This is a genomic window from Phytoamicus setariae, from assembly GCF_016722925.1.
Classification (GTDB): Bacteria; Pseudomonadota; Alphaproteobacteria; order Rhizobiales; family Rhizobiaceae; genus Rhizobium_E; species Rhizobium_E setariae.
Genome location: NZ_JAEQNC010000011.1, coordinates 1 through 21,664, shown reverse-complemented (window position 1 = coordinate 21,664; position 21,664 = coordinate 1). Strand labels below are relative to the sequence as shown.

The window sequence follows — 21,664 nt, the reverse complement described above, 5'->3', positions numbered from 1 at the left end:
GGAGGCTGACTTGCACCAGTATGTTCTCGAAATAGCGTCGTTGATGGCGATCTTCGCCTTCGTGATCGTATCGCCGGGGGCCGATCTGGCAATGGTCATCCGCCAGTCCATCGTGCATGGGCGCCGCGCCGCGATCTTCACCTCATTCGGCATCGGGGTCTCGCTGGTCTTCCACATGACCTATACGATTCTCGGTCTGGGGCTGATCATTTCCCAGTCGATCCTGCTGTTCAACATCGTCAAGTGGCTCGGTGTCGCCTATCTCATCTATATCGGCGTCAGCGCGCTCAGGGCCGGCCGTACGGATATCGACGCCATGGCGGCGGTAACTGCGGACAGAAAGCAGCAGTCGTCGCTGAAGGCCTTCGGCCTCGGATTCCTAGCCAATGCCCTCAATCCGAAGCCGGTGTTTTTCTTCCTGTCGGTGTTTTCCAGCGTGGTCAGCCTTCATACGCCTGACGGGGTCAAGTTCGTCTACGGCATGGTGATGGCGAGCGCCCTGATCGGCTGGTTCGTGGGCGTTTCGTTCTTCATGACGACGGCACGCATGCGGGCTGCGTTCAGCCGGGCCTCCAAGTGGATCGACCGGGCAAGCGGCCTGGTGTTCATCGCCTTCGGCCTCAAGCTGGCAACCGAGAAGGCAGGTTGAGATGGTGGGCATACGGACTGCATTGATGGCATGGTTGGCGCTGCTGTCGCCGGCTGTAGCAGCGGCCACCGAGTGCCGTCAGGAGAATGCCGTCTATGGCGATGCCGCCGCTGCCTACGAGTTGGCATTTTCCGCTGTCGATCCCGATTCCTCGGCATCGAGCCATCGCTTTACTGTCAAGGTATTGAAGACAAATCTGGCGCTTGACGGCCACGTCATGGCGTCGGAGCCGGTCAACCGCACCAATGGTATCCTGTTCAACAATTGCCCTGAGGGCGATGTCACGGGAGAGGATATCGCCGCCTGCACCGTCTGGGAAGGCGTCATCTATGGGCACCGCAATGGCAAGATCGATCTGTTGCCAGGGCAGGGTGCCGAGGCTGCGCCGGAAATCCTGCTGGCAGGCCTTGGCCCTTCGCTTCAGGCTTCGAGCGCCTGGGGCGAGAAGAAAGCCACCGTTGTTCCCTGGGATGTCTTTTCGCTGAAAGGATGCGGTAAATGACCAACGACGCTCCAGTTCTGCTTGTCACCGGCGGCAGTCGCGGCATCGGCGCCAGCGTGTGTCGAAAGGCAGCCAAATCCGGCTGGCGGGTGCTGATCAACTATCTTTCCAACGAGGCAGCGGCAACCGCTCTGAAGGACGAGATCAATCAGGCGGGCGGCGTCGCCGAGATCGTCCAGGGCGACACCGGTAATGAATTCGGCATCGAGGCCATTTTCAGGGCCGTCGACGAACGCTTCGGCCGGCTCGACGGGCTGTGCAACAATGCCGGTGTCGTAGACCTCGGCGCCCGCGTCGATGCCTATGGGCGCGAACGGCTGGAGCGGATGTTCTCCATCAATGTCATCGGCAAGATCCGCTGCGCGTCCGAGGCGGTGAAGCGAATGTCGACCGCCCATGGCGGCACGGGTGGTGCAATCGTCAACCTTTCCTCGATGGCGGCAGTGATCGGCGGTTCGGGCCAATATGTCGACTATGCCGCCTCGAAAGGGGCAATCGACACATTCACCGTCGGTCTGGCCCGCGAGGTCGCCGGCGAGGGCATCCGCGTCAATGCGGTGCGCCCTGGCATCATCGAAACCGACATCCACGCTTCGGGCGGGGCGCCCGACCGTGCCTGGGCGATGGCGGCCCAGATTCCAATGCAGAGACCTGGCTCGAGCGACGAAGTCGCCGATGCGGTGGTCTTTTTGCTTTCAAGCCAGGCTTCCTATGTAACGGGAGCCATTCTGAATATCAGCGGCGGCAGGTAGTCGCCGGAAAAGAAGGAAATGCCTATGTCATATGATGTCATTGTTATCGGTAGCGGTCCCGGCGGTTATGTCTGCGCGGTCAAGGCGGCGCAGCTTGGTCTCAAGGTGGCCGTGGTCGAAAAGCGAGCGACTTATGGCGGCACCTGCCTCAACATTGGCTGCATTCCCTCCAAGGCCCTGTTGCATGCCTCGGAACTCTACGCGCATGCATCGCACGGCATGGACAGCCTCGGCATCGAGCTGGCCAAGCCCAAGCTCAATCTGGAAAAGATGCTTTCGTTCAAGGATGGCGTCGTCAAGTCGAATGTCGATGGCGTCGCCTACCTGTTCAAGAAGAACAAGATCGATGCTTTCCAGGGCACCGGCAAGGTTCTGAGCCAGGGCAAGGTGCAGGTCACCGCCGACAACGGCGATGCCCAGGTCCTGGAAGCCAAGAACATCGTGATCGCTACGGGGTCGGATGTCGCCGGCATTCCGGGCGTGCAGGTCGATATCGACGAGAAGGTTATCATTTCCTCCACCGGTGCACTGACGCTGGAAAAGGTGCCGGAGACCTTGGTCGTGGTCGGCGGCGGCGTCATCGGGCTTGAGCTTGGCTCGGTCTGGGGCCGGCTCGGTGCGAAGGTCACGGTTGTCGAGTATCTCGACACCATTCTCGGCGGCATGGACGGGGAAGTCTCCAAGCAGTTCCAGCGCATGCTCGCCAAGCAGGGTTTTGAATTCAAGCTGGGCGCCAAGGTCACCGGTGTGGAGAAGAGTGCCAAGGGCGCCAAGGTCACCTACGAGCCGGTCAAGGGCGGCGAAGCGGTATCGATCGAAGCGGATGTGGTGCTCATTGCCACGGGCCGCAAGCCCTTCACCGACAAGCTCGGTCTGGCCGAAGCCGGTGTGGTCATGGACAATCGCGGCCGCGTCGAAGTCGATGGCTCCTACCAGACATCGGTGACCGGCATCTACGCCATCGGCGACGTCATCAAGGGGCCGATGCTTGCCCACAAGGCGGAAGACGAGGGTGTGGCAGTTGCCGAAATCCTGGCCGGCCAGCATGGGCACGTAAATTACGACGTCATTCCGGGCGTGGTCTATACCCAGCCGGAAGTCGCTTCGGTCGGCAAGACGGAAGAAGAGCTGAAGACCGCTGGCGTCGCCTACAAGGCAGGCAAGTTTCCCTTCACCGCCAATGGCCGTGCGCGCGCCATGGAAGCGACCGAGGGCTTCGTCAAGGTTCTGGCCGATGCCAAGACCGATCGGGTTCTCGGCGTGCACATCGTCGGCTTCGGCGCCGGCGAAATGATCCACGAAGCGGCCGTATTGATGGAGTTTGGGGGCTCTTCGGAAGACCTCGCCCGCACCTGCCATGCGCATCCGACCATGTCGGAAGCGGTCAAGGAGGCCGCGCTGGCCACCTTCTTCAAGCCGATCCATATGTGAGCGGCTTGAAGTTTACTTCGTCGTAAGGTTTCGGATTGCGCCTTGCCGAGGAGGTACGCTTGCCGCATCCAGCCTTGCCAACGGCGAACTGGGCCGATTGTTACGAGATCGATGTTCGCGCGCCAACCCTGACGGCGGTGCAAGCCGCCCATATGGCCCTTGGCCATTTCCCGCCGTGGGTTAAGTGGCTGATGCACTTGCGTGACGCCATTGTTGCGGTGCTGGGACTGAAAACGTCAAGTTATCACACGTCCGGCAAGCTGGATATGATCGGGATGTTTCCGGTCATCAGCTCTGACCACGATGAGGTCGTTCTGGGCTTCGATGATCGGCATCTGGATTTCCGGATCGTCATCCGACTGCGGCGCCTGACTGATGGGCGCCAGATCATCAGCGCCACGACATTGGTTGACCGCAAGATCCTGCTCGGCCGGCTCTACATTGCGCTCATAACGCCGTTCCACAAGTTGATCGTGGCAGCGATGCTGGCCAATCTCGGCAAACGAGCAGCACTCACATGACCGGGGTGGCTTTGTAGCCCTTCTTTTTCAGAAGCTCGATCAGCCCCTCGTCGCCGATCAGGTGTAGCGCGCCCACTGCCATGAAGACGTTGCCCTCTGCCAGGATCGGCGCGCCTCGATCGGCCATGTGATGGTTGCGGTCGGTGATCAGGCGACGTTCGAAGACGGCCATATCCTTGAAGTCGCTGTCCGACTTTTCAGGCGCAAAAAAGGTACTGGCCGGGAAGACCATGCCGATATTGCCTTCGAGATAAAGACCGAGTGTCGTCTCCATCATGTCGGCGGTGAACTGCGGATAGCGAACGATGCTGACCAGCGAACGGACGTGGAAATCCATCGGCAGGCTTGCCATGGCCTCGATCTGCTCGGCCAGCGTTTCCACGCCTTTGACCGCCTTGCCGGAAGCCTGCCCGTCCTTTGCGAGCTTCATGTCGAGAAACGGCGCGCCGCTCGCTTTGCGGGAGAGTTCGCATGATGACAGGGCCACCATCGAGGACAGAATATAGGGCTTCATCTTGATGACGGTGGCCAGCGGAATACCCCGCTTCTTCAATCCCTGTTCCAGCACGATCTGGTCAGCAGGGTTGAGATAGTCGCGGATTGTCGCATTGCCGGAGAACATCAACAGATCCGGCTTGGCCATCAGCTTGGCCGACGCGCGCGCCTGATCAAGTATTTCGTCGGATTCGAGCAGCACCGTGCTGGCTTTGTCAAATGCCGCTTTCGCTTCCGTCGGCATGTCGGTCACGCGCGGATCGGAAAGGTGCATGGTGCCGAGCAACCAGTCCGGCTCCTGGCCCGGCTTTTCCAGCTTCCAGAAGCGACTGCCGGAATTCTTGACCGCGTCGCCCTCCGCCTTCAGCTTTGCATAGGCGGTTGGATCGGTCTTGCGGAGTTCGGCGACCAGATCCTTGGCACCGCAGGCGATATCTTCGGCGGCCTGTGCCGGTCGTACAAAGGCGAGGATAAAAACCAGCGACAGTGCGGCGAGAAGGTGGATCGCGATCAGTGAAAACAGCGCGCCGTTCGCCAGCCGGTCGGCAATTGCCGACGTGAGCCAGCGGGTGGGGGATTTGGTGTTCGGCGCGGCAAAGGACATGGAAACCCCATCTTCAATCAATTGGCGCGAGAATAGATGTGCGCGGCTCATATTTCCTTAATGTCTATGGTTAACCGGCGCGAGGGTGAGCCCTGTCGAAGATATCGAGGAGCCGGGCAGCATCGACACCGGTATAGACCTGTGTGGTGGAAAGGCTGGCGTGTCCCAGCAGCTCCTGAATGGAGCGGAGGTCGCCGCCGGCCGAGAGCAGATGGGTGGCGAAGGAATGTCTCAGCGCATGCGGTGTCGCGGTCTCCGGCAGGTTGAGCGCCGAGCGCATCTTCTGCATTTCGCGCTGGATGATCGCCGGCTGCAGGGGGCCGCCGCGCGCGCCCCGGAACAAGGGGACATCCGCGGCAACCACAAACGGACAGGATTTGAGATAGGCGTCAATGGCTTCCTTTGCCGCGTCGAGCATAGGCACGATCCGGGTCTTTCCGCCCTTGCCGGTGATTCGAAGCGATGCAGCGGCTGCGGGGATATCGTTTCGGGTCAGCGAAAGCGCCTCGGAGATGCGCAACCCCGATCCGTAAAGCAGGGTCAGGACTGCCGCGTTGCGCGCCGAGATCCAAGGTTCATCGGCCAGCTGCCCGGTTTCGGACGAAACCAGGATCGCTTGTTCGGCGGAGAGCGGCTTGGGCAGGCTCTTCGGCTGTTTCGGGGAGCGTACGGCGCGTGCCCCTGCGGCATTGGCGATCCCCTTCTTCTCGAGATAGCGCAGGAAGGAGCGCAACCCGGCGAGCGAGCGGCCCATGGTGCGTGCACCCACGCCATCCCTGCGCCGGCTGGCGAGAAAGGCACGCAGATCGGCGGGTCGCAGCGCCTCGATATCGGAGAGCCGCGCCGGCCCGCCGGCATGCCCAGAGAGAAAGAACAGGAATTGGCGCGTGTCACGTTCGTAGGCCTCGACCGTCAAGTCGGCGAGCCGGCGCTCATGCGCAAGCCCGTCGAGCCAAAGCTTGCGCTCGGCCAGCAGGGCTTCATCGGCCATGATGAGGATTTCGTTCACGTCCATCTCCACATTTTGATCGAGCATTGCGGCGAAATGGTTGTGACTTTGTTAAATCGTATGCGGTTGCCTATGCTAACTGCCAGACCGTGGTCTTCTTGACCTCGGCATCCTCCAGCGCGCGGGTCACTGGGACTTGGTACGTCGCGAGCGCCTGCATTCGTTCGCGCGGGCAGTAGGCGCGACCTGGATCGCCGACGATGACGGCAATACCGGCCCTTGTCAGGGCTTCGAACCAGGGGATCAGTTGCTCCGCAAACCCCTTGTCGTAGAACACGTCTCCGGCCAGCAGCATATCGGCATCGAGGGTCTTGCCGATGATATCCGCGTTCGAATACCCGAGCGTAACGGCGTTCAACTGCCCATTGAGCTTGATGGCGCTTTCGGTCCACGGGTCAATATCAATAGATAGAACCGAGGTCGCTCCCGCCTTCATTGCGGCGATTGCCACCAGTCCCGAACCGGAGGCGAAATCGACCACGCGCTTGCCGGCGACGCTCTGTGGATGATCTAGGACGTAGCGGGCCAGTCCCTGTCCGCCGGCCCAGGCAAAGGCCCAGAAGGGCGGCGGCAGGCCGATTTCCTCGAGCTCTTCCTCGGTTTTCAACCAGAGTTCATGGGCTTCATCAGCCAGATGCAGGCGTATTTCCGGCACATGTGGCGGCGCCATGACAGCCGTGTTGGCGAGAATGAACGCCTCCGGATCGGTCTTCATGGGGAGCGGGGAGGATTTTCCACGCCGCCCATTGCGCAGATGAGCTCGTATTCGGCCTCCGTCACCGGTTGGACCGACAGGCGCGAAAGTTTGACCAGCGCCGTATCAGCCAGTTCCGGCGTCGTCTTGACCATCTCGAGCGTCACCGGCCTCGGCACATCGCGCACGGCCTTGATGTCAACGCATTCCCAGGTGGGATTGTCGGCGGTGGAATCGACATGCGCCAGTGCCACGACCTCGACAATGCCGACGACGGCAAGTCCTTCGTTGGAATGGTAGAAGAACCCCTTGTCGCCGATCTTCATCGCCCGCATGTTGTTGCGGGCGGCGTAATTGCGCACGCCGTCCCATTCCTGACCCTTGTCACCGAGATCCTTCAGCATCTGCCACGAGAATTTGAAAGGCTCGGACTTGAACAGCCAGTATGCCATCGATCAGGCCTCCGGCTTGTTGAAGACCCAGTTCCAGGGGCGCACATCCACCGAGGCGAAGAGGCCCACCTTGGCATAGGGGTCGGCGGCGGCAATCGCCCTGGCGCGCTCAATTGTCTCGGCCTTGACCACGACCAGACTGCCGTTCGGCTTGCCTTCCGCATCCAGGAAGGGGCCGGCGAAGGTTACGGTGCCGTCCGCATTGATGCTATTCAGCCACTCCACATGTTCCGGCCGCGTATCCATGCGAAGCTGCAGCGAACCCGGATTGTCCTGGCAAATAAATGCGAAAAGCATGGGTCTTCCTTTCATTCGGTGGTGATGGGCCGGCTCATCAAGCCTGAAATCGCCGATTTCACGTTGATCCGCCCTTCTATGATCGAAGCTACTGCGTTTGTCACCGGCATTTCGATAGCCTTTTCGGCCGAAAGCCGGGCGGCGATGGCTGCAGCATGGGCGCCTTCCACCAGTTCACCCGCAGGCAGGACAGCGCGGCCGGTGCGTCCCGTTTCGATGCCGAAACGCAAGTTGCGCGACTGGTGGCTGGTGGCCGTCAACACGAGATCGCCAAGGCCGGAAAGGCCCATCAGCGTCTCCGGATTTCCGCCGAATGCCTCCGCAAAACGCGACATCTCCGCTAGACCGCGTGCGATCAGCGCTGCGCGGGCGGAATCGCCCAATCCGGCACCCTCGACGATGCCGCAGGCAATGGCGAGCACGTTCTTCAGCGCCCCGCCGAGCTGTACGCCGATGCGGTCCGTGGACGGGTAGAGGCGAAATGTCGGTCCGGAGACCAGTCGGGCGATGTGCTCTGCTTCCGCCATGTCGGGGGAGGCGACGACCATTGCCGTGGGCAGGCCCCTGGCGATGTCGGCGGCAAAACCCGGACCGGACAAGACCGAAATCTGATGACCCGGAAGTTCCTTTTCCAGAACCGTCGTCAAAAGTGCGCCGGTGGATTTTTCGATGCCCTTGGCGCAAGTCACGATCGACTGGTGTTCGGAGAGATAGGCTTGGAGGCTCTGCGCCGCCTCGCGCTGCGCCTGGCTGGGCATCACGAACAGCACCACGGAAGCGTGGCGCAATGTGTCCGGATCGGTGCTGAAGGCCAGTGTGTCGGGCAGAACGATGCCGGGCAGGTTTCGCTGGTTGATCCTGGTCGCGGCCAGTGCCTGTTGCTGCTCGACGGTTCGGCAAAGCAGGGTGACATCGGCATTGCCGGAAATCGCCGCAGCGGCCGCAAGGGCGGTGCCGAACGCACCGGAACCGACGACGACGATCCGTTCGCGTGCACTCATGCCTTGGCTCCCCGTTTGCCGGTGCCGAGCAATGTTTGGGCGTTCTGGTCGAGTGGCCAGCGCGAGCGTGGCGAAACGGTCAGGTCATCGGCCGGAAGGTTCTGGGCAATCCGTTCCAGTCCTGCCCAGGCGATCATCGCGGCATTGTCGGTGCACAGCGACAACGGCGGAGCGATGAACCGGAAGCCGTGCCCGTCAGAGATCGACTGCAGCGTCTGCCGAAGTTCCTTGTTGGCAGCCACCCCGCCGGCGACGACGAGCGATGGCTTTTCCGCCATCGGCCCGAAACGCTCGTTGAAACGCTGCAGGCCCCGGCCGATGCGGTCGCGCATGGTCCGGCTGACGGCGTCCTGGAACGAAGCGCAGATGTCGGCGATGTCCTGATCGGTCACCGGGGCGATCGCTTCGGCTGCCTGCCGCACGGCGGTCTTCAGGCCGGAAAAGGAGAAGTCCAGCCTTGCCTCGCCGACCAGCGGGCGCGGAAAGGTGAAGCGCTTGGGGTTGCCTGAGACGGCTGCCGCCTCGACTGCCGGTCCGCCCGGATAGGGCAGCCCGAGCAGCTTTGCGGTCTTGTCGAAAGCTTCGCCCAGCGCATCGTCGATGGTGGTTCCCCAGCGCTCGTACTCGCCCACCCCCTTGACGAGGATAAGCTGCGTATGGCCGCCGGAGACAAGCAGCAGGAGATACGGGAAGGCAAGTCCGTCGGTCAGCCGTGCCGTCAGCGCGTGGCCTTCGAGATGATTGATGGCGTAAAGCGGCTTGCCGGTCGCCATGGCGATTGCCTTGCCGGTCATCAGGCCGACGATCAGTCCGCCAATCAGGCCGGGGCCGGAGGTGGCGGCGATCGCGTCGACATCGGCAAGCGACATATCGGCGCGGGCAAGCGCCTGCTCGATCAGCGAATCCAGCGCCTCGACATGCGCGCGGGCTGCAATCTCGGGCACCACGCCGCCATAGGCGGAATGCTCTTCCAACTGTGATAGAACGACATCGGAGAGAATGCGACCCGTGCCGTCGGGTTCTCGTTCGACGATCGCGGCGGCGGTTTCGTCGCAGCTTGTCTCGATCCCGAGAACACGCAGAACAGCCATGATCGACCTTTTGAAAGATTGCAGATGTATCGAAAGATGGTTACTTGAAAGCCGATTACAACGGATCGCCGCAAATGCAAACAAAACCTTTCAGAATCGGCACAAGAGGCAGCCCGCTGGCGCTGGCGCAGGCGCATGAGACCCGGCGCCGGCTGATGCAGGCGCATGGCCTTGCCGAGGATATGTTCGAAGTGGTGGTGCTCTCCACCCAGGGGGACCGGATCACCGACCGGCCTCTGTCGGAAATTGGCGGCAAGGGTTTGTTTACGGCCGAGATCGAGGAACGCCTGTTGTCCGGCGAACTGGACTTCGCGGTTCATTCGTCGAAGGACATGGCGACCCGTCTGCCGGACGGGCTTGGCATCGTGGCCTATCTGCCGCGTGAAGATGTGCGCGACGCTTTCGTCAGCCAGAAGGCGGAGCGCCTGCTGGAATTGCCTCAGGGCGCCATGGTCGGCACGGCGTCTTTGCGCCGGCAGGCGCTGGTGCGCAAGCTGCGTCCCGACCTCAAGGTAAAGATCTTCCGCGGACAGGTCGACACGCGACTACGCAAGCTCGCCGACGGCGAGGCGGATGCGACGCTGCTCGCCTATGCCGGGCTAAAGCGGCTCGGCAAGCCCGAGATTGCCACCGAGATCCTGGATTCCTCGATATTTCCGCCCGCCCCCGCGCAAGGGGCGATCTGTCTCGAGGCGCACATGGATAATTCGGCAATTCACAGCCTGCTGTCGGCCGTCAATGATCCAGCAACGTTTGCGGCGGTCAGTTGCGAGCGGGCGTTCCTCGAAGTGCTTGACGGGTCCTGCCGGACGCCGATCGCTGGCTATGCCGAGGTCGAGGGGGACCGGATCCGCTTCGCCGGCATGGTGCTGACGCCGGACGGTCAGACTTTTCATGAAATCAAGTCTGAAGGCCCGGCCGATCAGGCTGCGGAAATCGGCCGCGCCGCCGGCCACGCGATCAGGGATAAAGCAGGAACGGCCTTCTTCGAAAACTGGGGTTGAGCAATGCGCGTCTTGATCATCCGTCCGGAACACCAGGCGATGGGAACTGCTCGAAAGCTCGACGAGCTAGGCCACGAGGCCGTTCTCCTGCCGCTCCTGAAACCGGTGCATGACCAGGCGCTGGCCGCCGATGCTTTGAATTCCCGATACTGGGCGCTGGCGGTTACGTCGGCTGAGGCGGTCCGCTGCCTGAAGGGGCTTGGGCCGACGCTCGACGCTTTTCGCGAAGCGACGGTCTTCAGCGTCGGTCGGGCGACGGCACGAGCGCTGCTGGAAGCTGGCTTCACCAAAGTGCAGGCCGCATCGGGCAATGGCAAGGACCTCGCTTCGCTGATCGCCGGACAGTTCGCCGCCGAAAATGGCCCTGCTGGACCGCTTCTCTATCTTGCCGGGGCGCGGCGATCGGGATTGTTCGAGCGTACACTCACTGAAAACGGCATCGATTGCGTGACGGCCGAAATCTATGCCATGGAGCCGATCTACTATTCGATCGAGCAGCAGCAGAAACTCCTCGTTGATCGGCCGGTCGATGCAGCCTTCTTCTTCTCCCGTGAGAATGCGAAAGCCTTCTTTGAGCTGGAAGTTTTCCGCCAGAGTAAGGAAGCCTTAAGGAAGACATTGTTCTTTTGCCTGAGCCGCAACATCGCCGAAGAGGTGCCGGAGGAGTTCTCGAACAGCGCCGTCATCAGCCAGAATCCCGATGAGGACGAACTGATCGACCTGCTGTGAGGCCCCTGGCCTGACAAAAACACCTTGCGAGGCACCATAGTCGCGCTAAGGTTCTACATATCGCGAAAGGGGAAGCACCCATGAAAACGGACCCGACCCGCCATTCCAGGCCGAACGACGATCCGAAAACGATCGACCTCGCCGCCGGGGAGGTGAAGGATATCGCAGTCAGCGAAGCGGAAGGAACCGAGGAAGACGTTTCCGCCTCTTCCGCTGCTGAAGGTGATGCGTCGGCCGCTTCCGAAGCAACCGCGACAACGACCAATTCCGATGATCGCCGATTTGCCGAACCCACCCGGCCCGCCAGCGGTGGCGGCAGCCTTTCGCTGATCGCGGCAGGTTTGATCGGCGGCGCAGTGGTCTTGGGTGGCGCGGCCGGCCTGCAATATTGGGGTGTCTTTCCATCGCTCAATTCCGATGACAAGACCGCTCAGACGCTCAATCTGCTTTCGGCTGAAATCGAAGGCCTGAAAACGTCGATCAAGACCGTCGAAGCCGCCAAGCCCGATGTCGATCTGACGCCGGTAACGGAGAAGATTGCGGCCCTGGAAAAGCGCATGGCCGATGTGCCGGCCGCCAATGGCCTTTCGGTCGATGCGGATGCCCGGCTCTCGGTTCTCGGCATGGAGATCGGCGGTATCAAGGCTTCCGTCGAGGAGGCGAAGAAATCGTTCGATGCCGCCAATGCCCAGTTGGTCATGCGGCTCGAGGCTTTGGAAAAGAAGGCTGCCGAACCCCGCGACGACGTCAATGTGGCAGTGGCCATTGCGTCGGCAGGACTGAAGGCGGCTATCGATCGCGGCGGGCCATTCATTACCGAACTCGACACGCTCGAAGGCATCGATGCGCAGGATCCTGCGGTCCAGGAACTGAAGAAGTTTGCCGCCATCGGCGTGCCGTCGCGTTCGACGCTGATCGCCAGCTTTCCCAATGCCGCCGACAGGATTCTCGCCGCCGTGCATGTCGACGATCCCAACCAGGGCCTCATGGACCGGCTGTGGGCAAGCGCATTTTCCTCCGTCAAAGTGCGACCGGTAGGCAATGTCGAGGGCGATGGCCCAGACGCCGTCGTGGCGCGGATCGAGGCCAAGCTGACCGATGGAGATCTGAAGGCCGCCGCTGTCGAGTGGCAGGCTCTGCCGGAGGCTGCGCAGAAGGCGGCGGGTGACTTCAAGGCGTCGCTCGATGCCCGAATCCGGGTAGAGGAACTTGTCGGCTCGGCGCTGACCAAAGCCGTATCCGGCACACAGACCAAGGGCTGAGGAAGGAATTTCGATGATCCGCATACTTTCCTTCATTGCCATCGTTCTTGCCCTCGGTTTCGGCTTCTCCTGGCTGGCCGAGCGTCCCGGCGAGCTCAGCATCCTCTGGCAAGGCCAGAGGATCGAGATGAGCCTGATGGTTGCGGCAACCATGGTGGCCGTTCTCGTTGCGCTCGTGATGTTTGCCTGGTGGCTGGTGCGGACGATCTGGACCTCGCCGCAATCGGTGACCCGCTTTTTCAGGGCCCGCAAGCGTGATCGCGGCTATCAGGCGCTGTCGACCGGCCTTATCGCTGTGGGTTCGGGTGACGCGCCGCTGGCGCGCAAGATGCTCGACCGCACAAAGGGGCTGATCAGCAGCGATTCCGAGCCGCTGATCCATCTGCTGGAAGCACAGACGGCCCTGATCGACGGGCGCACCGATGATGCGCGCAAGAAATTCGAGGCGATGGCCGAGGATCCCGAGACGCGTGAACTGGGCCTGCGGGGGCTCTATCTCGAAGCCCAGCGGCTTGGCGCCCATGAAGCGGCACGTCACTATGCCGAAAAGGCGATCGAGAAAGCCCCGCACTTGCCTTGGGCCGCGGAAGCGACGCTGGAATACCGCATTCAGGCCGGTCGCTATGATGACGCTATTCGCCTGCTTGAAGCCCAGCGGGTGCTGGCCGGCATGGACCGCAAGGTTCATGACCGAAAGAAGGCCGTGCTGTTGACCGGGCGCGCCCTGTCGAAGCTGGAGGCCGATCCGAAAGGGGCTCGCGAGGATGCGATCCATGCGCTGAAGCTGGCCCCGGAACTGGTGCCGGCGGCGTCCATAGCTGCTAAGGCCTATATTCGCGAGAGCAATCCTCGCAAGGCTCTGTCGGTGCTGGAACAGGTCTGGAAGCTTGATGCACATCCGGAAGTCGCCTCGGCTTACGTGGCCGCGGGCGGTGGTTCGGCGCAGGAAAAGCTGAAGCGCGCCGAGCGGCTCGAAACTCTGCAACCGGAGACTTACGCAGCACTTTATGCCGTGGCATCTGCGGCCTATGACGCGCGCGACTTTGCGCTCGCCCGCGCCAAGGCGGAGGCGGCGGCGCGCATCGAAGAGCGTGAAAGCATTTACCTCCTGCTGGCCGATATCGAGGAGACAGAGACCAACGATCAGGGCAGGGTGCGCTACTGGCTTACGCAGGCGCTTCGAGCCCCGCGCGATCCCCAATGGGTGGCCGATGGACAGATATCGGAGCACTGGCTGCCGATCTCTCCAATCAGCGGTCGGCTCGACGCATTCGAGTGGAAGCGTCCGTATGCGCCAGCCGCTGCGGCAATCGACGGGCAAGCCAACCAGGCCGATGCAGCGTTTCGCCAGTTGCCGTCGCCGCACGTTTCGCCGGCTGAGCCCGCGCCTGTCAGGCAGCCGGTGACGACGGTGGAAAAAACCACGGCAGCTGGTGAAATCAAGCCTGTGGTAGCAGCGAAATCACCCACAGAAGACAGGCCAAGGGTGCAAAAGGCCGCCGGCGCTGATGTCGAACCGTTTTTTGGAAGGCCGCCTGATGATCCCGGCGTCAAGGGCGAAAGGCCACTTGAAAGGACCGGGTTCCGGCTGTTCTAGCCGCAGTCGCTAGCAAGCAGTTCCAAGGGCGAGATCGAAATGTTTGAAAAAGTGATGGCTTTCTTGAATTCGCTGGGTGGTGAAAGTCAGGGCGTGGTGCCGGACGATACCGCTGTTGCCGTTATCGCGCTGGCGCTGCATGTCATCCAGGCCGATGGTGTTGTCGAGGATAGTGAGAACCAGACGCTCGAACAGGTCATCCGGGCGTATTTCAACTTCTCGAAGGGGGAGTTCGAACAGATGCTGGCGGTGGCGCGCAAGCAGGAGGAAGACGCTGTCGATCTCTTCCGCTTCACCTCCCGGATCAACCGTGCCCTGGATGAGACCCAGAAGGCGGAGTTTATCGGCATGCTCTGGCAAGTCGTGCATGCCGACGACAACCGCAACGAACTCGAGGATCACCTGGTCTGGCGGATCGCCGAGTTGATCGGCGTTTCCGGCCGCGATAGGATTGCCAGCCGACAGGCCGCCGAAGGTCGGCAGTCCGACGAAAAATCTCAATAGGGCAGGGTCGAGAGACTGATGATGCTGAGGAGTGCCCTCAAAACCAAAAAGGTCGATAGCCGGCCCATTCTGATTGTTCTTCATCAGGAAAATTCGACGCCCGGCCGGGCGGGCCAGATGCTGGAGGCACGCGGCTATCGTCTCGACATTCGCCGTCCGTTCCTCGGCCAGAAGCTTCCCGATACGATGCGCAATCATTCGGGAGCGGTGATCTTCGGCGGCCCGATGAGCGCCAACGATCCGGATGATTACGTCAAGCGGGAGATCGACTGGATCTCGGTGCCATTGAGTGAAAACAGACCGTTCCTCGGTATATGCCTGGGTGCGCAGATGCTGGTCAAGAATCTCGGCGGCAAGGTGGAGAGCCACACGGAGGGGATGACCGAGATCGGCTGGTATCCGCTGGAGAGCACGGAGGAAGGCCGCAAGATCATGGACTGGCCGTCGATGGTCTATCACTTCCACCGCGAAGGGTTTGACCTGCCGTCCGGTGCCAAGCTACTCGCGCGCGGGCACACCTACGAGAACCAGGCATTCCGTTTCGGCGAAAATGCCTGGGCCGTGCAGTTCCATGGCGAACTGACACGGGCCATGATGCACAGGTGGGTGGTTCATGGCGCGCATCGATTTGAGTTGCCCAACGCCCAGACCGGTGACCGGCATCTGGATGGCCGCTTTCTACACGATGCGGCGCTCCGGCAGTGGATGTCAAACATGATCGACACCGTGTTCGGCCACAGGATGGTCGATCTCGGTTGACGCAGTGCCGGTGGGCTGCTTATGCCCGCTCCGCCAGCAGCATGTAGTTGACGTCCATGTCTTTCGACAGGTTCCACTGGTTGGAGAGCGGGTTGAAAAACACGCCGGTGCGATCGACCACTGTCATGCCGGCAGCATTGAGCGGGCGCTCGATTTCTTCCGGACGAACAAGCTTCTCATACTGATGGGTGCCGCGCGGCAGCCAGCGAAGAATGTTTTCGGCTGCCACGATCGCAAGCGCCGCTGCCTTGAAGGTGCGATTGATGGTGGCGACGAACATCAGTCCGCCCGGCTTGACCATGGTTGCGCAGGTCTCGATGAAGAAGGGCACATCGGAAACGTGCTCAACCACTTCCATGTTCAGCACGACATCGAACTTTTCGTCATCGGCAGCCAGCGCTTCGGCTGTCACCGCGCGATAATCGACGACGACGCCGGTTTGCTCGGCGTGGATCTTCGCGATGCCGATATTCTTCTCTGAGGCATCCGCACCCAGCACTGTGGCTCCCATGCGCGCCATTGGCTCGGACAACAGCCCGCCACCGCAGCCGATATCGAGAACCCTGAGGCCCTCGAGCGGGCGATGCGACTTCGGATCGCGGCCGAATTTATCAGAAACCTTGTTGCGGATATATTCAAGGCGCACCGGGTTGAACTTGTGCAGCGGCCGGAATTTTCCGGTCGGATCCCACCACTCGGCGGCCATCGCGGAAAAGCGGTCGACTTCCGCCTGGTCGATGGTGGTCTTTGCCGCTTCTGTCATGATCCTACTCCGGATTCTGGTCCTACTTGCGTGCTATATAAGCCTAAAGGCGCTAACGCGACAGTTCTTTTGCCGCAGCTTCGAGCCCGCCGAGCGTAAGCGGATACATCCGGCCGGCAAACAGTTCGCGAATGATGCCGATCGATTGCGTATAGCCCCAATGCGCCTCGGGAACCGGGTTCAGCCATGCCCATTTACGAAAATGGCCGGTCATGCGGTTGAGCCAGACGGCCCCCGCCTCCCTGTTCCAGTGCTCGACCGAGCCGCCGGCCATGGTAATCTCGTATGGGCTCATCGAGGCGTCGCCGGCGAAGATCACCTTGTAGTCCGGCCCATAGGTGCGGATGATATCGGTCGTGTCGATCATCGAGGCTTTACGGCGCAGATTGTCCTTCCACACGCCTTCATAGAGGCAATTGTGAAAGTAGAAGAACTCGAGCTGCCTGAACTCCGCCTTGGCCGCGGAAAACAGCTCCTCGACGATCTTCAGGTGGTCGTCCATCGAACCGCCGATATCGAAGAACATCAGCAGCTTGACGCGGTTCTTGCGTTCCGGTCGTGTCTGGACATCCAGCCAGCCGTGCTCGGCGGTCGAGCGGATCGTGTTGTCGAGGTCGAGCTCCTCGTTGACACCATCGCGTACCCAGCGGCGAAGCCGTTTCAGCGCCACCTTGATGTTGCGGGTGCCAAGCTCGACCGAATCGTCGAGGTTCTTGAATGCGCGTTCGTCCCACACCTTCACCGCCCGGCGATGGCGGGATTCATGCTGGCCGATCCGCACGCCCTCGGGATTGTAGCCGAAGGCGCCGAACGGCGAGGTGCCACTGGTGCCGATCCATTTGTTGCCGCCCTGGTGACGCTCTTTCTGCTCGGAGAGCCGCTGCTTGAGCGTTTCCATCAGCTTTTCGAAGCCGCCGAGGCTTTCGACCAGCCGTTTTTCCTCGTCGCTTAGGTGCTTGTCGGCAAGCCGCATCAGCCATTCGTCGGGGATCTCGGCAATATCGACGGCTGCAGCGTTGCCGGAAACGCCGGCCACGCCCTTGAAGCAGTGGCCAAACACCCGATCGAAGCGATCGATGAAGCGTTCGTCCTTCACCAGCGCCGTGCGCGCCAGGTAATAGAACGCCTCGATATCATAGTCGGCTATGTGGCTTTCCATTCCCTCAAGCAACGTCAGGAACTCCCGAAGGGTGACCGGGACTTTCGCTGCCTTGAGCTCAAGGAAGAAGGGCAAGAACATGATGTTGCCTTACACCCGTTGAAGCTGCGGTGTACGATCTGCGATGCCGACATTCTCCAGATCGAATTCGGTGGTCTGATAGACTTGGTTGATCCAGTTGCCGAACAAGAGGTGCGCGTGGCTGCGCCAGCGGTTGGCCGGCAGTTTCGACGGGTCGTCATCCGGGAAATAGTTCTCCGGCAGTCGCACCGGAATGCCGGCTGACTGGTCGCGGAAATATTCGTCGGCCAGCGACGTCGAGTCATACTCGACGTGGTTGAACATGTAGAGCCTGTTGCCCCTCTTTTCCGCGACCAGGCAGAGGCCGGTGCGGTCTGACGTCATCAGCACTTCGAGGCCGGAGGCGGGGATTATGTCCTTGCGCAGCACTTCCGTCCACCGCGACACCGGCACATCGAAATCATCCGAAAAACCCAGCAGGTAGGGCGAGGCCGGATTGAGATTGCGGTGGCGGTAGACGCCGAACGCCTTCTCTTCCAGGGTGTATTTCGGCACCTTGTGGAAGTGATAGATCGCTGCCATCGCCCCCCAGCAGACGTTGAGGGTCGAATGGACATTGGTTTCCGTCCAATCGAGGATCTGCTTGAGTTCGTCCCAATAGGTGACGTCCTCGTAGTCCAGCATTTCCACGGGGGCGCCGGTGATGATGAAGCCGTCGAACTTGCGGTGCTTGATCTCGTCCCAGGTCTTGTAGAACGACAGGATGTGGTCCTCGGACGTGTTCTTGGACTTGTGGCCGCCGATCCGCACCAGCGTCAGTTCCACCTGCAGCGGCGAAGCGCCGACAAGCCGTGCGATCTGGATCTCGGTCTTGATCTTGTTGGGCATGAGATTCAGCAGGCCGATTTGCAGCGGTCGGATATCCTGGCGGATAGCGACCGAGTCGGTCATGACAGACACACCTTCTTTGAGGAGGGTCTGAAACGCAGGCAGCTGGTCTGGAATCTTGATCGGCATAGGGGAACTCCATTAATCACCGGCGTTCAAACAAATCGCCGGTCCCCGTATGCGGTGGCCCTATTTAGCGATTTGTTTAACGTGGCTGCAAGCCGGCCGGCAAATCACCACGGTTATGTCTCATATACCGGGCGAAGCATTTTATCAATCGGGTTGAAAGCAGGCGGTTGACGGACGCAGGGCTTGCTCAGGGCTCCGCGCCCTAGCGCATCTCGCGACGCGCCATGAAGGCCAGGCGTTCGAAGAGATGGACATCCTGTTCGTTCTTCAGCAGCGCACCATGCAGCTTGGGCAAGGCATTCTTGTCGCTTGCGGCAAGCGTTTCTGGCTCGACATCATCGGCCACGAGCAGGCGGATCCAGTCGAGCGCTTCAGAGGTCGAAGGTTTCTTCTTCAATCCCGACATGTCGCGGATCTCGAAAAAGCGGCTCAGCGCTTCCGAAAGCAGTCGCTTCTTGATGCCGGGATAGTGAACCTCGACGATGCGGGCGAGCGTATCGGCATCGGGAAAGCGGATGTAGTGGAAGAAGCAGCGGCGCAGGAAGGCGTCCGGCAGTTCTTTCTCGTTGTTGGACGTGATGATGACGATCGGCCGAACCTTGGCCTTTACCGTCTCGTTGGTCTCGTAGACATGGAACTCCATGCGGTCGAGCTCCTGGAGCAGGTCGTTGGGAAACTCGATATCAGCCTTGTCGATCTCGTCGATCAGCAGCACGACTTTCTCGCCGGAATCAAAAGCCTCCCAAAGCTTGCCCTTGCGGATATAGTTCTTGATGTCGTGCACGCGTTCGTCGCCGAGCTGGCTGTCGCGCAGACGCGACACGGCATCGTATTCATAGAGCCCCTGCTGCGCCTTGGTGGTCGACTTGACGTTCCACTCGATCAGGCGCAGGCCCAGGCTTTCTGCCACCTGGCGCGCCAGTTCCGTCTTGCCGGTGCCGGGTTCTCCCTTCACCAGAAGCGGTCGCTCCAGCCGGATGGCGGCATTGACGGCTACCATCAGATCCTTGTCGGCGATGTAGTGCTCTGTTCCGGTGAATTGCATAGTCTGGAGTCCATTCTCATGATTTCGGCGGGAAACTAGTTGCTTGGAAAAATCTAGGCAACAAAAAAGGCGGCACGTAAACGTCCGCCTTCGAACCGGCCAAGGCTTTACGCCCGGCCGCTGTATCACATGTCGATAATCGTGCCCTTGCCGTCGTTCCAGACGCGCATGCGATCCTGCTCACGACGGGTGCGAGCTTTTGCATAGGCGCGTACCGGCTGAGGCTGGCGGCCAAGGAAAGTCGCGAGCCATTGTCCGAACAGCAACACTGTGAATGTTCCAGCGATCGCCAAACCGATTGACGCAGTAAACAACGCGGCCACAGCGACAAAGGTCAACCCAGCGAGAGTGAGCAAGAATGAACGCAAGCTTTTCATGGTCATCACCATTCCTTTGTCAACAATGTGGGGCAAGTCCGCCTCATTTGCAAGGGTCCTGGCGCCGACCCTTTGTCACATATTCTTGAACTCCGGCGGAATTCGGGCCATAGATCGGCGATGACCATGAATTCCGATCCGACCGCGTTTGCGCTTCGCCGCTCCGTGCTTTCCCTGCCGGCGTCCAACGAGCGTGCTATCGCCAAGCTCGGCAGTCTGGCCATGGATGCCGTCATTCTCGATCTGGAGGATGCGGTGGCCGAGGAGATGAAGGCGGCCGCTCGGGACAATATCCGTAAATTCATGGCCGCGGGGCTCGCCGGCGGTCGAGAGATCATCATCCGGATCAATGACGCTGCCTCGCCCCACTATCAAGACGATCTCGCTTTGGTGCTGGAGACCCAGCCGAATGCAGTGCTGCTGCCCAAGGTGCGGACCAGCGACGATGTGCTGGACCTGTCGCTGTTTCTATCGGAAAACGATGCGCCGGACATGCTCAGAATCTGGGCGATGATGGAGACGCCGCTTGCGATCCTCAATGCCGGTTCGATAGCGGAGACGGGGCGTACCCGGGGTGGTCGGCTCGATTGTCTGGTTGTCGGCCTCAATGATCTGCGCAAGGATACCGGGGTCATGCCCGATCCCGCCCGCACATACCTCGTTCCGTGGCTGATGCAGGTGGTGCTTGCCGGCCGCGGCTTCGGCCTGTCGGTGATCGATTCCGTATCCAACGACTTTCGCGATCTGGCGCCATTCGAAGCGGAATGCGCGCAGGGCCGCGCAATGGGATTCGATGGCAAGATGCTGATCCATCCTGCGCAGATCGATGCCGCCAACCGGCATTTCCAGCCGTCCGAGTCCGAAATCGCCGACGCAAGGGCGATCATCGACGCCTTCTCCGCGGCAGGAGCTGCGTCGCTCAACGCGCTCAGCGTTGGCGGCAGGATGGTCGAAAGACTTCACTTTCAACAGGCACTGGCGCTGATTGCCAAGGTCGATATTATAAGAGCGAGATCCGCATGAAACTCTATCGCTTCCTCACCGGCCCGGATGATTCAGCCTTCTGCCACCGCGTCACCGATGCGCTCAACAAGGGGTGGTTGCTGCATGGCGACCCGGCCTATTCCTTCAATGCCCAAACCGGGCAGATGATGGCCGGTCAGGCCGTCTTCAAGGAAGTCGAGGGCAAGGACTACCATCCCGACATGAAGCTCGGCGAGCAGTAGACCTGTCGAGCGCTGGGTCAACGACGCCGGAGCTTTGGCTCCTCGGTCGGGATTGTGTCGGCACCTTCGCCGAGCTCAATCTGCATCAGAACGGTGTCGACCCATTTGCCGAACTTGAACCCGGTGGAAGGCATGCGCCCCGTATGCTTGAAGCCGGCCTTCTCGTGCAGCGCAATCGAGGCCGGATTGGCCCCGCCGATCACCGCGACCATCTGCCTTATGCCAAGCTCGGCGGTGCGGCTGAGCAGCGCCTCCAGCAATGTCAGGCCGACGCCCATGCCGCGCGCCTCTGGAGAGACGTAGACGGAGTTTTCAGCCAGATAGCGATAGGCCGGGCGCGTGCGGAACGGCGAAGCATAGGCATAGCCGAGGATCGAGCCGTTTTCATCTTCGGCGATCAGGTAGGGGTAATTCTGGCCGGTGACGGCGTTGAAGCGGGAGGTCATCTCGATTTCGGATGGTGGCTCCAGTTCGTAAGTGCCGATGCCGTTGAGGACGGATTCCCGATAGATCTCGGTGACAACAGACACATCCGATATCGCCGCGTTGCGAATACGTATCCTCATATCATCCCCCGCATAAGTCATGACCTCCACCAAAGGTGGAGGTTTGAAACGCTGCGCTTGAACCGCTAGAAGCGGTTTTGCTATAGATTAGTAGCTACGATTAAAGAGGTCGGCAAAGTCGGAAGCTTTGTCGACCT

The 21,664-nt window shown here is 60.9% G+C and carries 26 protein-coding genes and 1 riboswitch; of the genes, 13 read left to right on the top strand and 13 right to left on the bottom strand.

Going from position 1 to position 21,664, the window contains the following annotated elements; all coding sequences use genetic code 11:
- The first annotated feature begins 10 nt into the window (after positions 1 to 10).
- From JJB09_RS18800 to JJB09_RS18780, 5 genes are read left to right on the top strand one after another with little or no spacing between them, the layout of a single operon-like run.
- Positions 11 to 649, top strand: coding sequence for a LysE family transporter (locus tag JJB09_RS18800; RefSeq protein ID WP_201661725.1), 639 nt, complete (start codon positions 11 to 13; stop codon positions 647 to 649).
- A 25-nt stretch (positions 650 to 674) separates the two neighbouring features.
- Entirely contained in the window at positions 675 to 1,151 is a 477-nt protein-coding gene (locus JJB09_RS18795; protein WP_201661721.1) for a hypothetical protein, read from the top strand.
- Complete coding sequence (locus JJB09_RS18790) at positions 1,148 to 1,903, top strand: SDR family oxidoreductase (RefSeq protein ID WP_201661719.1); 756 nt, start codon at positions 1,148 to 1,150, stop codon at positions 1,901 to 1,903. Before JJB09_RS18795 ends, JJB09_RS18790 begins: the two co-directional genes overlap by 4 nt.
- Before the next feature lie 24 nt (positions 1,904 to 1,927).
- On the top strand, positions 1,928 to 3,334 hold the full coding sequence (gene lpdA / locus JJB09_RS18785; RefSeq protein WP_201661716.1) for a dihydrolipoyl dehydrogenase: 1,407 nt from the start codon (positions 1,928 to 1,930) through the stop codon (positions 3,332 to 3,334).
- Positions 3,335 to 3,393: 59 nt separating this feature from the next.
- Positions 3,394 to 3,855 (top strand): DUF2867 domain-containing protein, encoded by a 462-nt coding sequence (locus JJB09_RS18780; protein ID WP_201661714.1) that lies wholly within the window; start codon positions 3,394 to 3,396, stop codon positions 3,853 to 3,855.
- On the opposite strand, the gene JJB09_RS18775 is transcribed toward JJB09_RS18780, so the two are convergent.
- The 7 genes from JJB09_RS18775 to tsaD all read right to left on the bottom strand — a co-directional run bounded on the left by JJB09_RS18775 (position 3,848) and on the right by tsaD (position 9,498).
- The gene (locus JJB09_RS18775; RefSeq protein ID WP_201661712.1) at positions 3,848 to 4,954 is read right to left on the bottom strand and encodes a TraB/GumN family protein; all 1,107 of its coding nucleotides are present in this window, start codon (positions 4,952 to 4,954) and stop codon (positions 3,848 to 3,850) included. The two genes, JJB09_RS18780 and JJB09_RS18775, sit on opposite strands and share 8 nt — an antisense overlap.
- A 70-nt stretch (positions 4,955 to 5,024) precedes the next feature.
- On the bottom strand, positions 5,025 to 5,963 hold the full coding sequence (locus tag JJB09_RS18770; protein ID WP_343229056.1) for a tyrosine recombinase XerC: 939 nt from the start codon (positions 5,961 to 5,963) through the stop codon (positions 5,025 to 5,027).
- 70 nt (positions 5,964 to 6,033) lie between these two features.
- Positions 6,034 to 6,678 carry a class I SAM-dependent methyltransferase gene (locus tag JJB09_RS18765; RefSeq protein WP_201661696.1) on the bottom strand — a complete coding sequence of 215 codons (645 nt, stop codon included), beginning with the start codon at positions 6,676 to 6,678 and terminating at the stop codon, positions 6,034 to 6,036.
- Positions 6,675 to 7,109 carry an EVE domain-containing protein gene (locus JJB09_RS18760; protein WP_201661692.1) on the bottom strand — a complete coding sequence of 145 codons (435 nt, stop codon included), beginning with the start codon at positions 7,107 to 7,109 and terminating at the stop codon, positions 6,675 to 6,677. The genes JJB09_RS18765 and JJB09_RS18760 overlap by 4 nt, the downstream gene beginning before the upstream one ends.
- A gap of 3 nt (positions 7,110 to 7,112) precedes the next feature.
- Positions 7,113 to 7,406 (bottom strand): YciI-like protein, encoded by a 294-nt coding sequence (locus JJB09_RS18755; protein ID WP_201661680.1) that lies wholly within the window; start codon positions 7,404 to 7,406, stop codon positions 7,113 to 7,115.
- A gap of 11 nt (positions 7,407 to 7,417) precedes the next feature.
- Positions 7,418 to 8,407, bottom strand: a complete 990-nt coding sequence (locus tag JJB09_RS18750; RefSeq protein ID WP_201661677.1) for an NAD(P)H-dependent glycerol-3-phosphate dehydrogenase — start codon at positions 8,405 to 8,407, stop codon at positions 7,418 to 7,420.
- Entirely contained in the window at positions 8,404 to 9,498 is a 1,095-nt protein-coding gene (tsaD, locus tag JJB09_RS18745; RefSeq protein ID WP_210341776.1) for a tRNA (adenosine(37)-N6)-threonylcarbamoyltransferase complex transferase subunit TsaD, read from the bottom strand. The genes JJB09_RS18750 and tsaD overlap by 4 nt, the downstream gene beginning before the upstream one ends.
- Before the next feature lie 74 nt (positions 9,499 to 9,572).
- On the opposite strand from tsaD, the gene hemC reads away from it, so the two are divergent.
- From hemC to JJB09_RS18715, 6 genes are all read left to right on the top strand, one after another.
- The gene (gene hemC / locus JJB09_RS18740) at positions 9,573 to 10,502 is read left to right on the top strand and encodes a hydroxymethylbilane synthase (protein WP_201661675.1); all 930 of its coding nucleotides are present in this window, start codon (positions 9,573 to 9,575) and stop codon (positions 10,500 to 10,502) included.
- 3 nt (positions 10,503 to 10,505) lie between these two features.
- A complete protein-coding gene (locus JJB09_RS18735) occupies positions 10,506 to 11,231 on the top strand; it encodes a uroporphyrinogen-III synthase (protein WP_201661673.1) in 726 nt (241 codons plus the stop codon).
- 80 nt (positions 11,232 to 11,311) lie between these two features.
- Positions 11,312 to 12,493: a mitofilin family membrane protein gene (locus JJB09_RS18730; RefSeq protein ID WP_201661671.1), complete on the top strand. Its 1,182-nt coding sequence runs from the start codon at positions 11,312 to 11,314 to the stop codon at positions 12,491 to 12,493.
- 13 nt (positions 12,494 to 12,506) lie between these two features.
- Positions 12,507 to 14,090: a heme biosynthesis protein HemY gene (locus tag JJB09_RS18725; RefSeq protein ID WP_201661668.1), complete on the top strand. Its 1,584-nt coding sequence runs from the start codon at positions 12,507 to 12,509 to the stop codon at positions 14,088 to 14,090.
- A gap of 54 nt (positions 14,091 to 14,144) precedes the next feature.
- Positions 14,145 to 14,594: a tellurite resistance TerB family protein gene (locus JJB09_RS18720; protein WP_201661665.1), complete on the top strand. Its 450-nt coding sequence runs from the start codon at positions 14,145 to 14,147 to the stop codon at positions 14,592 to 14,594.
- Between the two features lie 21 nt (positions 14,595 to 14,615).
- Positions 14,616 to 15,353: a glutamine amidotransferase gene (locus JJB09_RS18715; protein ID WP_201662149.1), complete on the top strand. Its 738-nt coding sequence runs from the start codon at positions 14,616 to 14,618 to the stop codon at positions 15,351 to 15,353.
- A 19-nt stretch (positions 15,354 to 15,372) separates the two neighbouring features.
- Here JJB09_RS18715 and ubiG read toward each other — a convergent pair whose 3' ends face one another.
- The 5 genes from ubiG to JJB09_RS18690 all read right to left on the bottom strand — a co-directional run bounded on the left by ubiG (position 15,373) and on the right by JJB09_RS18690 (position 19,741).
- Entirely contained in the window at positions 15,373 to 16,116 is a 744-nt protein-coding gene (ubiG, locus tag JJB09_RS18710; RefSeq protein WP_201661662.1) for a bifunctional 2-polyprenyl-6-hydroxyphenol methylase/3-demethylubiquinol 3-O-methyltransferase UbiG, read from the bottom strand.
- 52 nt (positions 16,117 to 16,168) lie between these two features.
- The gene (locus JJB09_RS18705; RefSeq protein ID WP_201661659.1) at positions 16,169 to 17,356 is read right to left on the bottom strand and encodes a vWA domain-containing protein; all 1,188 of its coding nucleotides are present in this window, start codon (positions 17,354 to 17,356) and stop codon (positions 16,169 to 16,171) included.
- 9 nt (positions 17,357 to 17,365) lie between these two features.
- Positions 17,366 to 18,313: a homoserine O-acetyltransferase MetA gene (metA, locus tag JJB09_RS18700; RefSeq protein WP_201661656.1), complete on the bottom strand. Its 948-nt coding sequence runs from the start codon at positions 18,311 to 18,313 to the stop codon at positions 17,366 to 17,368.
- Positions 18,314 to 18,356: 43 nt separating this feature from the next.
- A riboswitch (SAM riboswitch) is annotated at positions 18,357 to 18,434 on the bottom strand.
- Between the two features lie 81 nt (positions 18,435 to 18,515).
- The gene (locus tag JJB09_RS18695; protein ID WP_201661653.1) at positions 18,516 to 19,358 is read right to left on the bottom strand and encodes an AAA family ATPase; all 843 of its coding nucleotides are present in this window, start codon (positions 19,356 to 19,358) and stop codon (positions 18,516 to 18,518) included.
- 125 nt (positions 19,359 to 19,483) lie between these two features.
- Positions 19,484 to 19,741, bottom strand: a complete 258-nt coding sequence (locus JJB09_RS18690; RefSeq protein ID WP_246748790.1) for a hypothetical protein — start codon at positions 19,739 to 19,741, stop codon at positions 19,484 to 19,486.
- 114 nt (positions 19,742 to 19,855) lie between these two features.
- On the opposite strand from JJB09_RS18690, the gene JJB09_RS18685 reads away from it, so the two are divergent.
- Positions 19,856 to 20,758 (top strand): HpcH/HpaI aldolase/citrate lyase family protein, encoded by a 903-nt coding sequence (locus JJB09_RS18685; RefSeq protein ID WP_201661650.1) that lies wholly within the window; start codon positions 19,856 to 19,858, stop codon positions 20,756 to 20,758.
- Positions 20,755 to 20,961, top strand: coding sequence for a DUF1737 domain-containing protein (locus JJB09_RS18680; RefSeq protein ID WP_201661647.1), 207 nt, complete (start codon positions 20,755 to 20,757; stop codon positions 20,959 to 20,961). The genes JJB09_RS18685 and JJB09_RS18680 overlap by 4 nt, the downstream gene beginning before the upstream one ends.
- 17 nt (positions 20,962 to 20,978) lie before the next feature.
- Here JJB09_RS18680 and JJB09_RS18675 read toward each other — a convergent pair whose 3' ends face one another.
- A complete protein-coding gene (locus JJB09_RS18675) occupies positions 20,979 to 21,527 on the bottom strand; it encodes a GNAT family N-acetyltransferase (RefSeq protein ID WP_201661644.1) in 549 nt (182 codons plus the stop codon).
- Positions 21,528 to 21,664 lie beyond the last annotated feature (137 nt).

Bases quoted from the DNA above. Each gene is read 5' to 3' on its own strand.
- JJB09_RS18795 (WP_201661721.1), top strand. From the start codon at position 675: ATGGCATGGTTGGCGCTGCTGTCGCCGGCTGTAGCAGCGGCCACCGAG.
- JJB09_RS18790 (WP_201661719.1), top strand. From the start codon at position 1,148: ATGACCAACGACGCTCCAGTTCTGCTTGTCACCGGCGGCAGTCGCGGC.
- lpdA (WP_201661716.1), top strand. From the start codon at position 1,928: ATGTCATATGATGTCATTGTTATCGGTAGCGGTCCCGGCGGTTATGTC.
- JJB09_RS18775 (WP_201661712.1), bottom strand. From the start codon at position 4,954: ATGTCCTTTGCCGCGCCGAACACCAAATCCCCCACCCGCTGGCTCACG.
- JJB09_RS18765 (WP_201661696.1), bottom strand. From the start codon at position 6,678: ATGAAGACCGATCCGGAGGCGTTCATTCTCGCCAACACGGCTGTCATG.
- JJB09_RS18760 (WP_201661692.1), bottom strand. From the start codon at position 7,109: ATGGCATACTGGCTGTTCAAGTCCGAGCCTTTCAAATTCTCGTGGCAG.
- JJB09_RS18755 (WP_201661680.1), bottom strand. From the start codon at position 7,406: ATGCTTTTCGCATTTATTTGCCAGGACAATCCGGGTTCGCTGCAGCTT.
- JJB09_RS18750 (WP_201661677.1), bottom strand. From the start codon at position 8,407: ATGAGTGCACGCGAACGGATCGTCGTCGTCGGTTCCGGTGCGTTCGGC.
- tsaD (WP_210341776.1), bottom strand. From the start codon at position 9,498: ATGGCTGTTCTGCGTGTTCTCGGGATCGAGACAAGCTGCGACGAAACC.
- hemC (WP_201661675.1), top strand. From the start codon at position 9,573: ATGCAAACAAAACCTTTCAGAATCGGCACAAGAGGCAGCCCGCTGGCG.
- JJB09_RS18735 (WP_201661673.1), top strand. From the start codon at position 10,506: ATGCGCGTCTTGATCATCCGTCCGGAACACCAGGCGATGGGAACTGCT.
- JJB09_RS18730 (WP_201661671.1), top strand. From the start codon at position 11,312: ATGAAAACGGACCCGACCCGCCATTCCAGGCCGAACGACGATCCGAAA.
- JJB09_RS18725 (WP_201661668.1), top strand. From the start codon at position 12,507: ATGATCCGCATACTTTCCTTCATTGCCATCGTTCTTGCCCTCGGTTTC.
- JJB09_RS18720 (WP_201661665.1), top strand. From the start codon at position 14,145: ATGGCTTTCTTGAATTCGCTGGGTGGTGAAAGTCAGGGCGTGGTGCCG.
- JJB09_RS18715 (WP_201662149.1), top strand. From the start codon at position 14,616: ATGCTGAGGAGTGCCCTCAAAACCAAAAAGGTCGATAGCCGGCCCATT.
- ubiG (WP_201661662.1), bottom strand. From the start codon at position 16,116: ATGACAGAAGCGGCAAAGACCACCATCGACCAGGCGGAAGTCGACCGC.
- JJB09_RS18705 (WP_201661659.1), bottom strand. From the start codon at position 17,356: ATGTTCTTGCCCTTCTTCCTTGAGCTCAAGGCAGCGAAAGTCCCGGTC.
- metA (WP_201661656.1), bottom strand. From the start codon at position 18,313: ATGCCGATCAAGATTCCAGACCAGCTGCCTGCGTTTCAGACCCTCCTC.
- JJB09_RS18695 (WP_201661653.1), bottom strand. From the start codon at position 19,358: ATGCAATTCACCGGAACAGAGCACTACATCGCCGACAAGGATCTGATG.
- JJB09_RS18690 (WP_246748790.1), bottom strand. From the start codon at position 19,741: ATGACCATGAAAAGCTTGCGTTCATTCTTGCTCACTCTCGCTGGGTTG.
- JJB09_RS18685 (WP_201661650.1), top strand. From the start codon at position 19,856: ATGACCATGAATTCCGATCCGACCGCGTTTGCGCTTCGCCGCTCCGTG.
- JJB09_RS18680 (WP_201661647.1), top strand. From the start codon at position 20,755: ATGAAACTCTATCGCTTCCTCACCGGCCCGGATGATTCAGCCTTCTGC.
- JJB09_RS18675 (WP_201661644.1), bottom strand. From the start codon at position 21,527: ATGAGGATACGTATTCGCAACGCGGCGATATCGGATGTGTCTGTTGTC.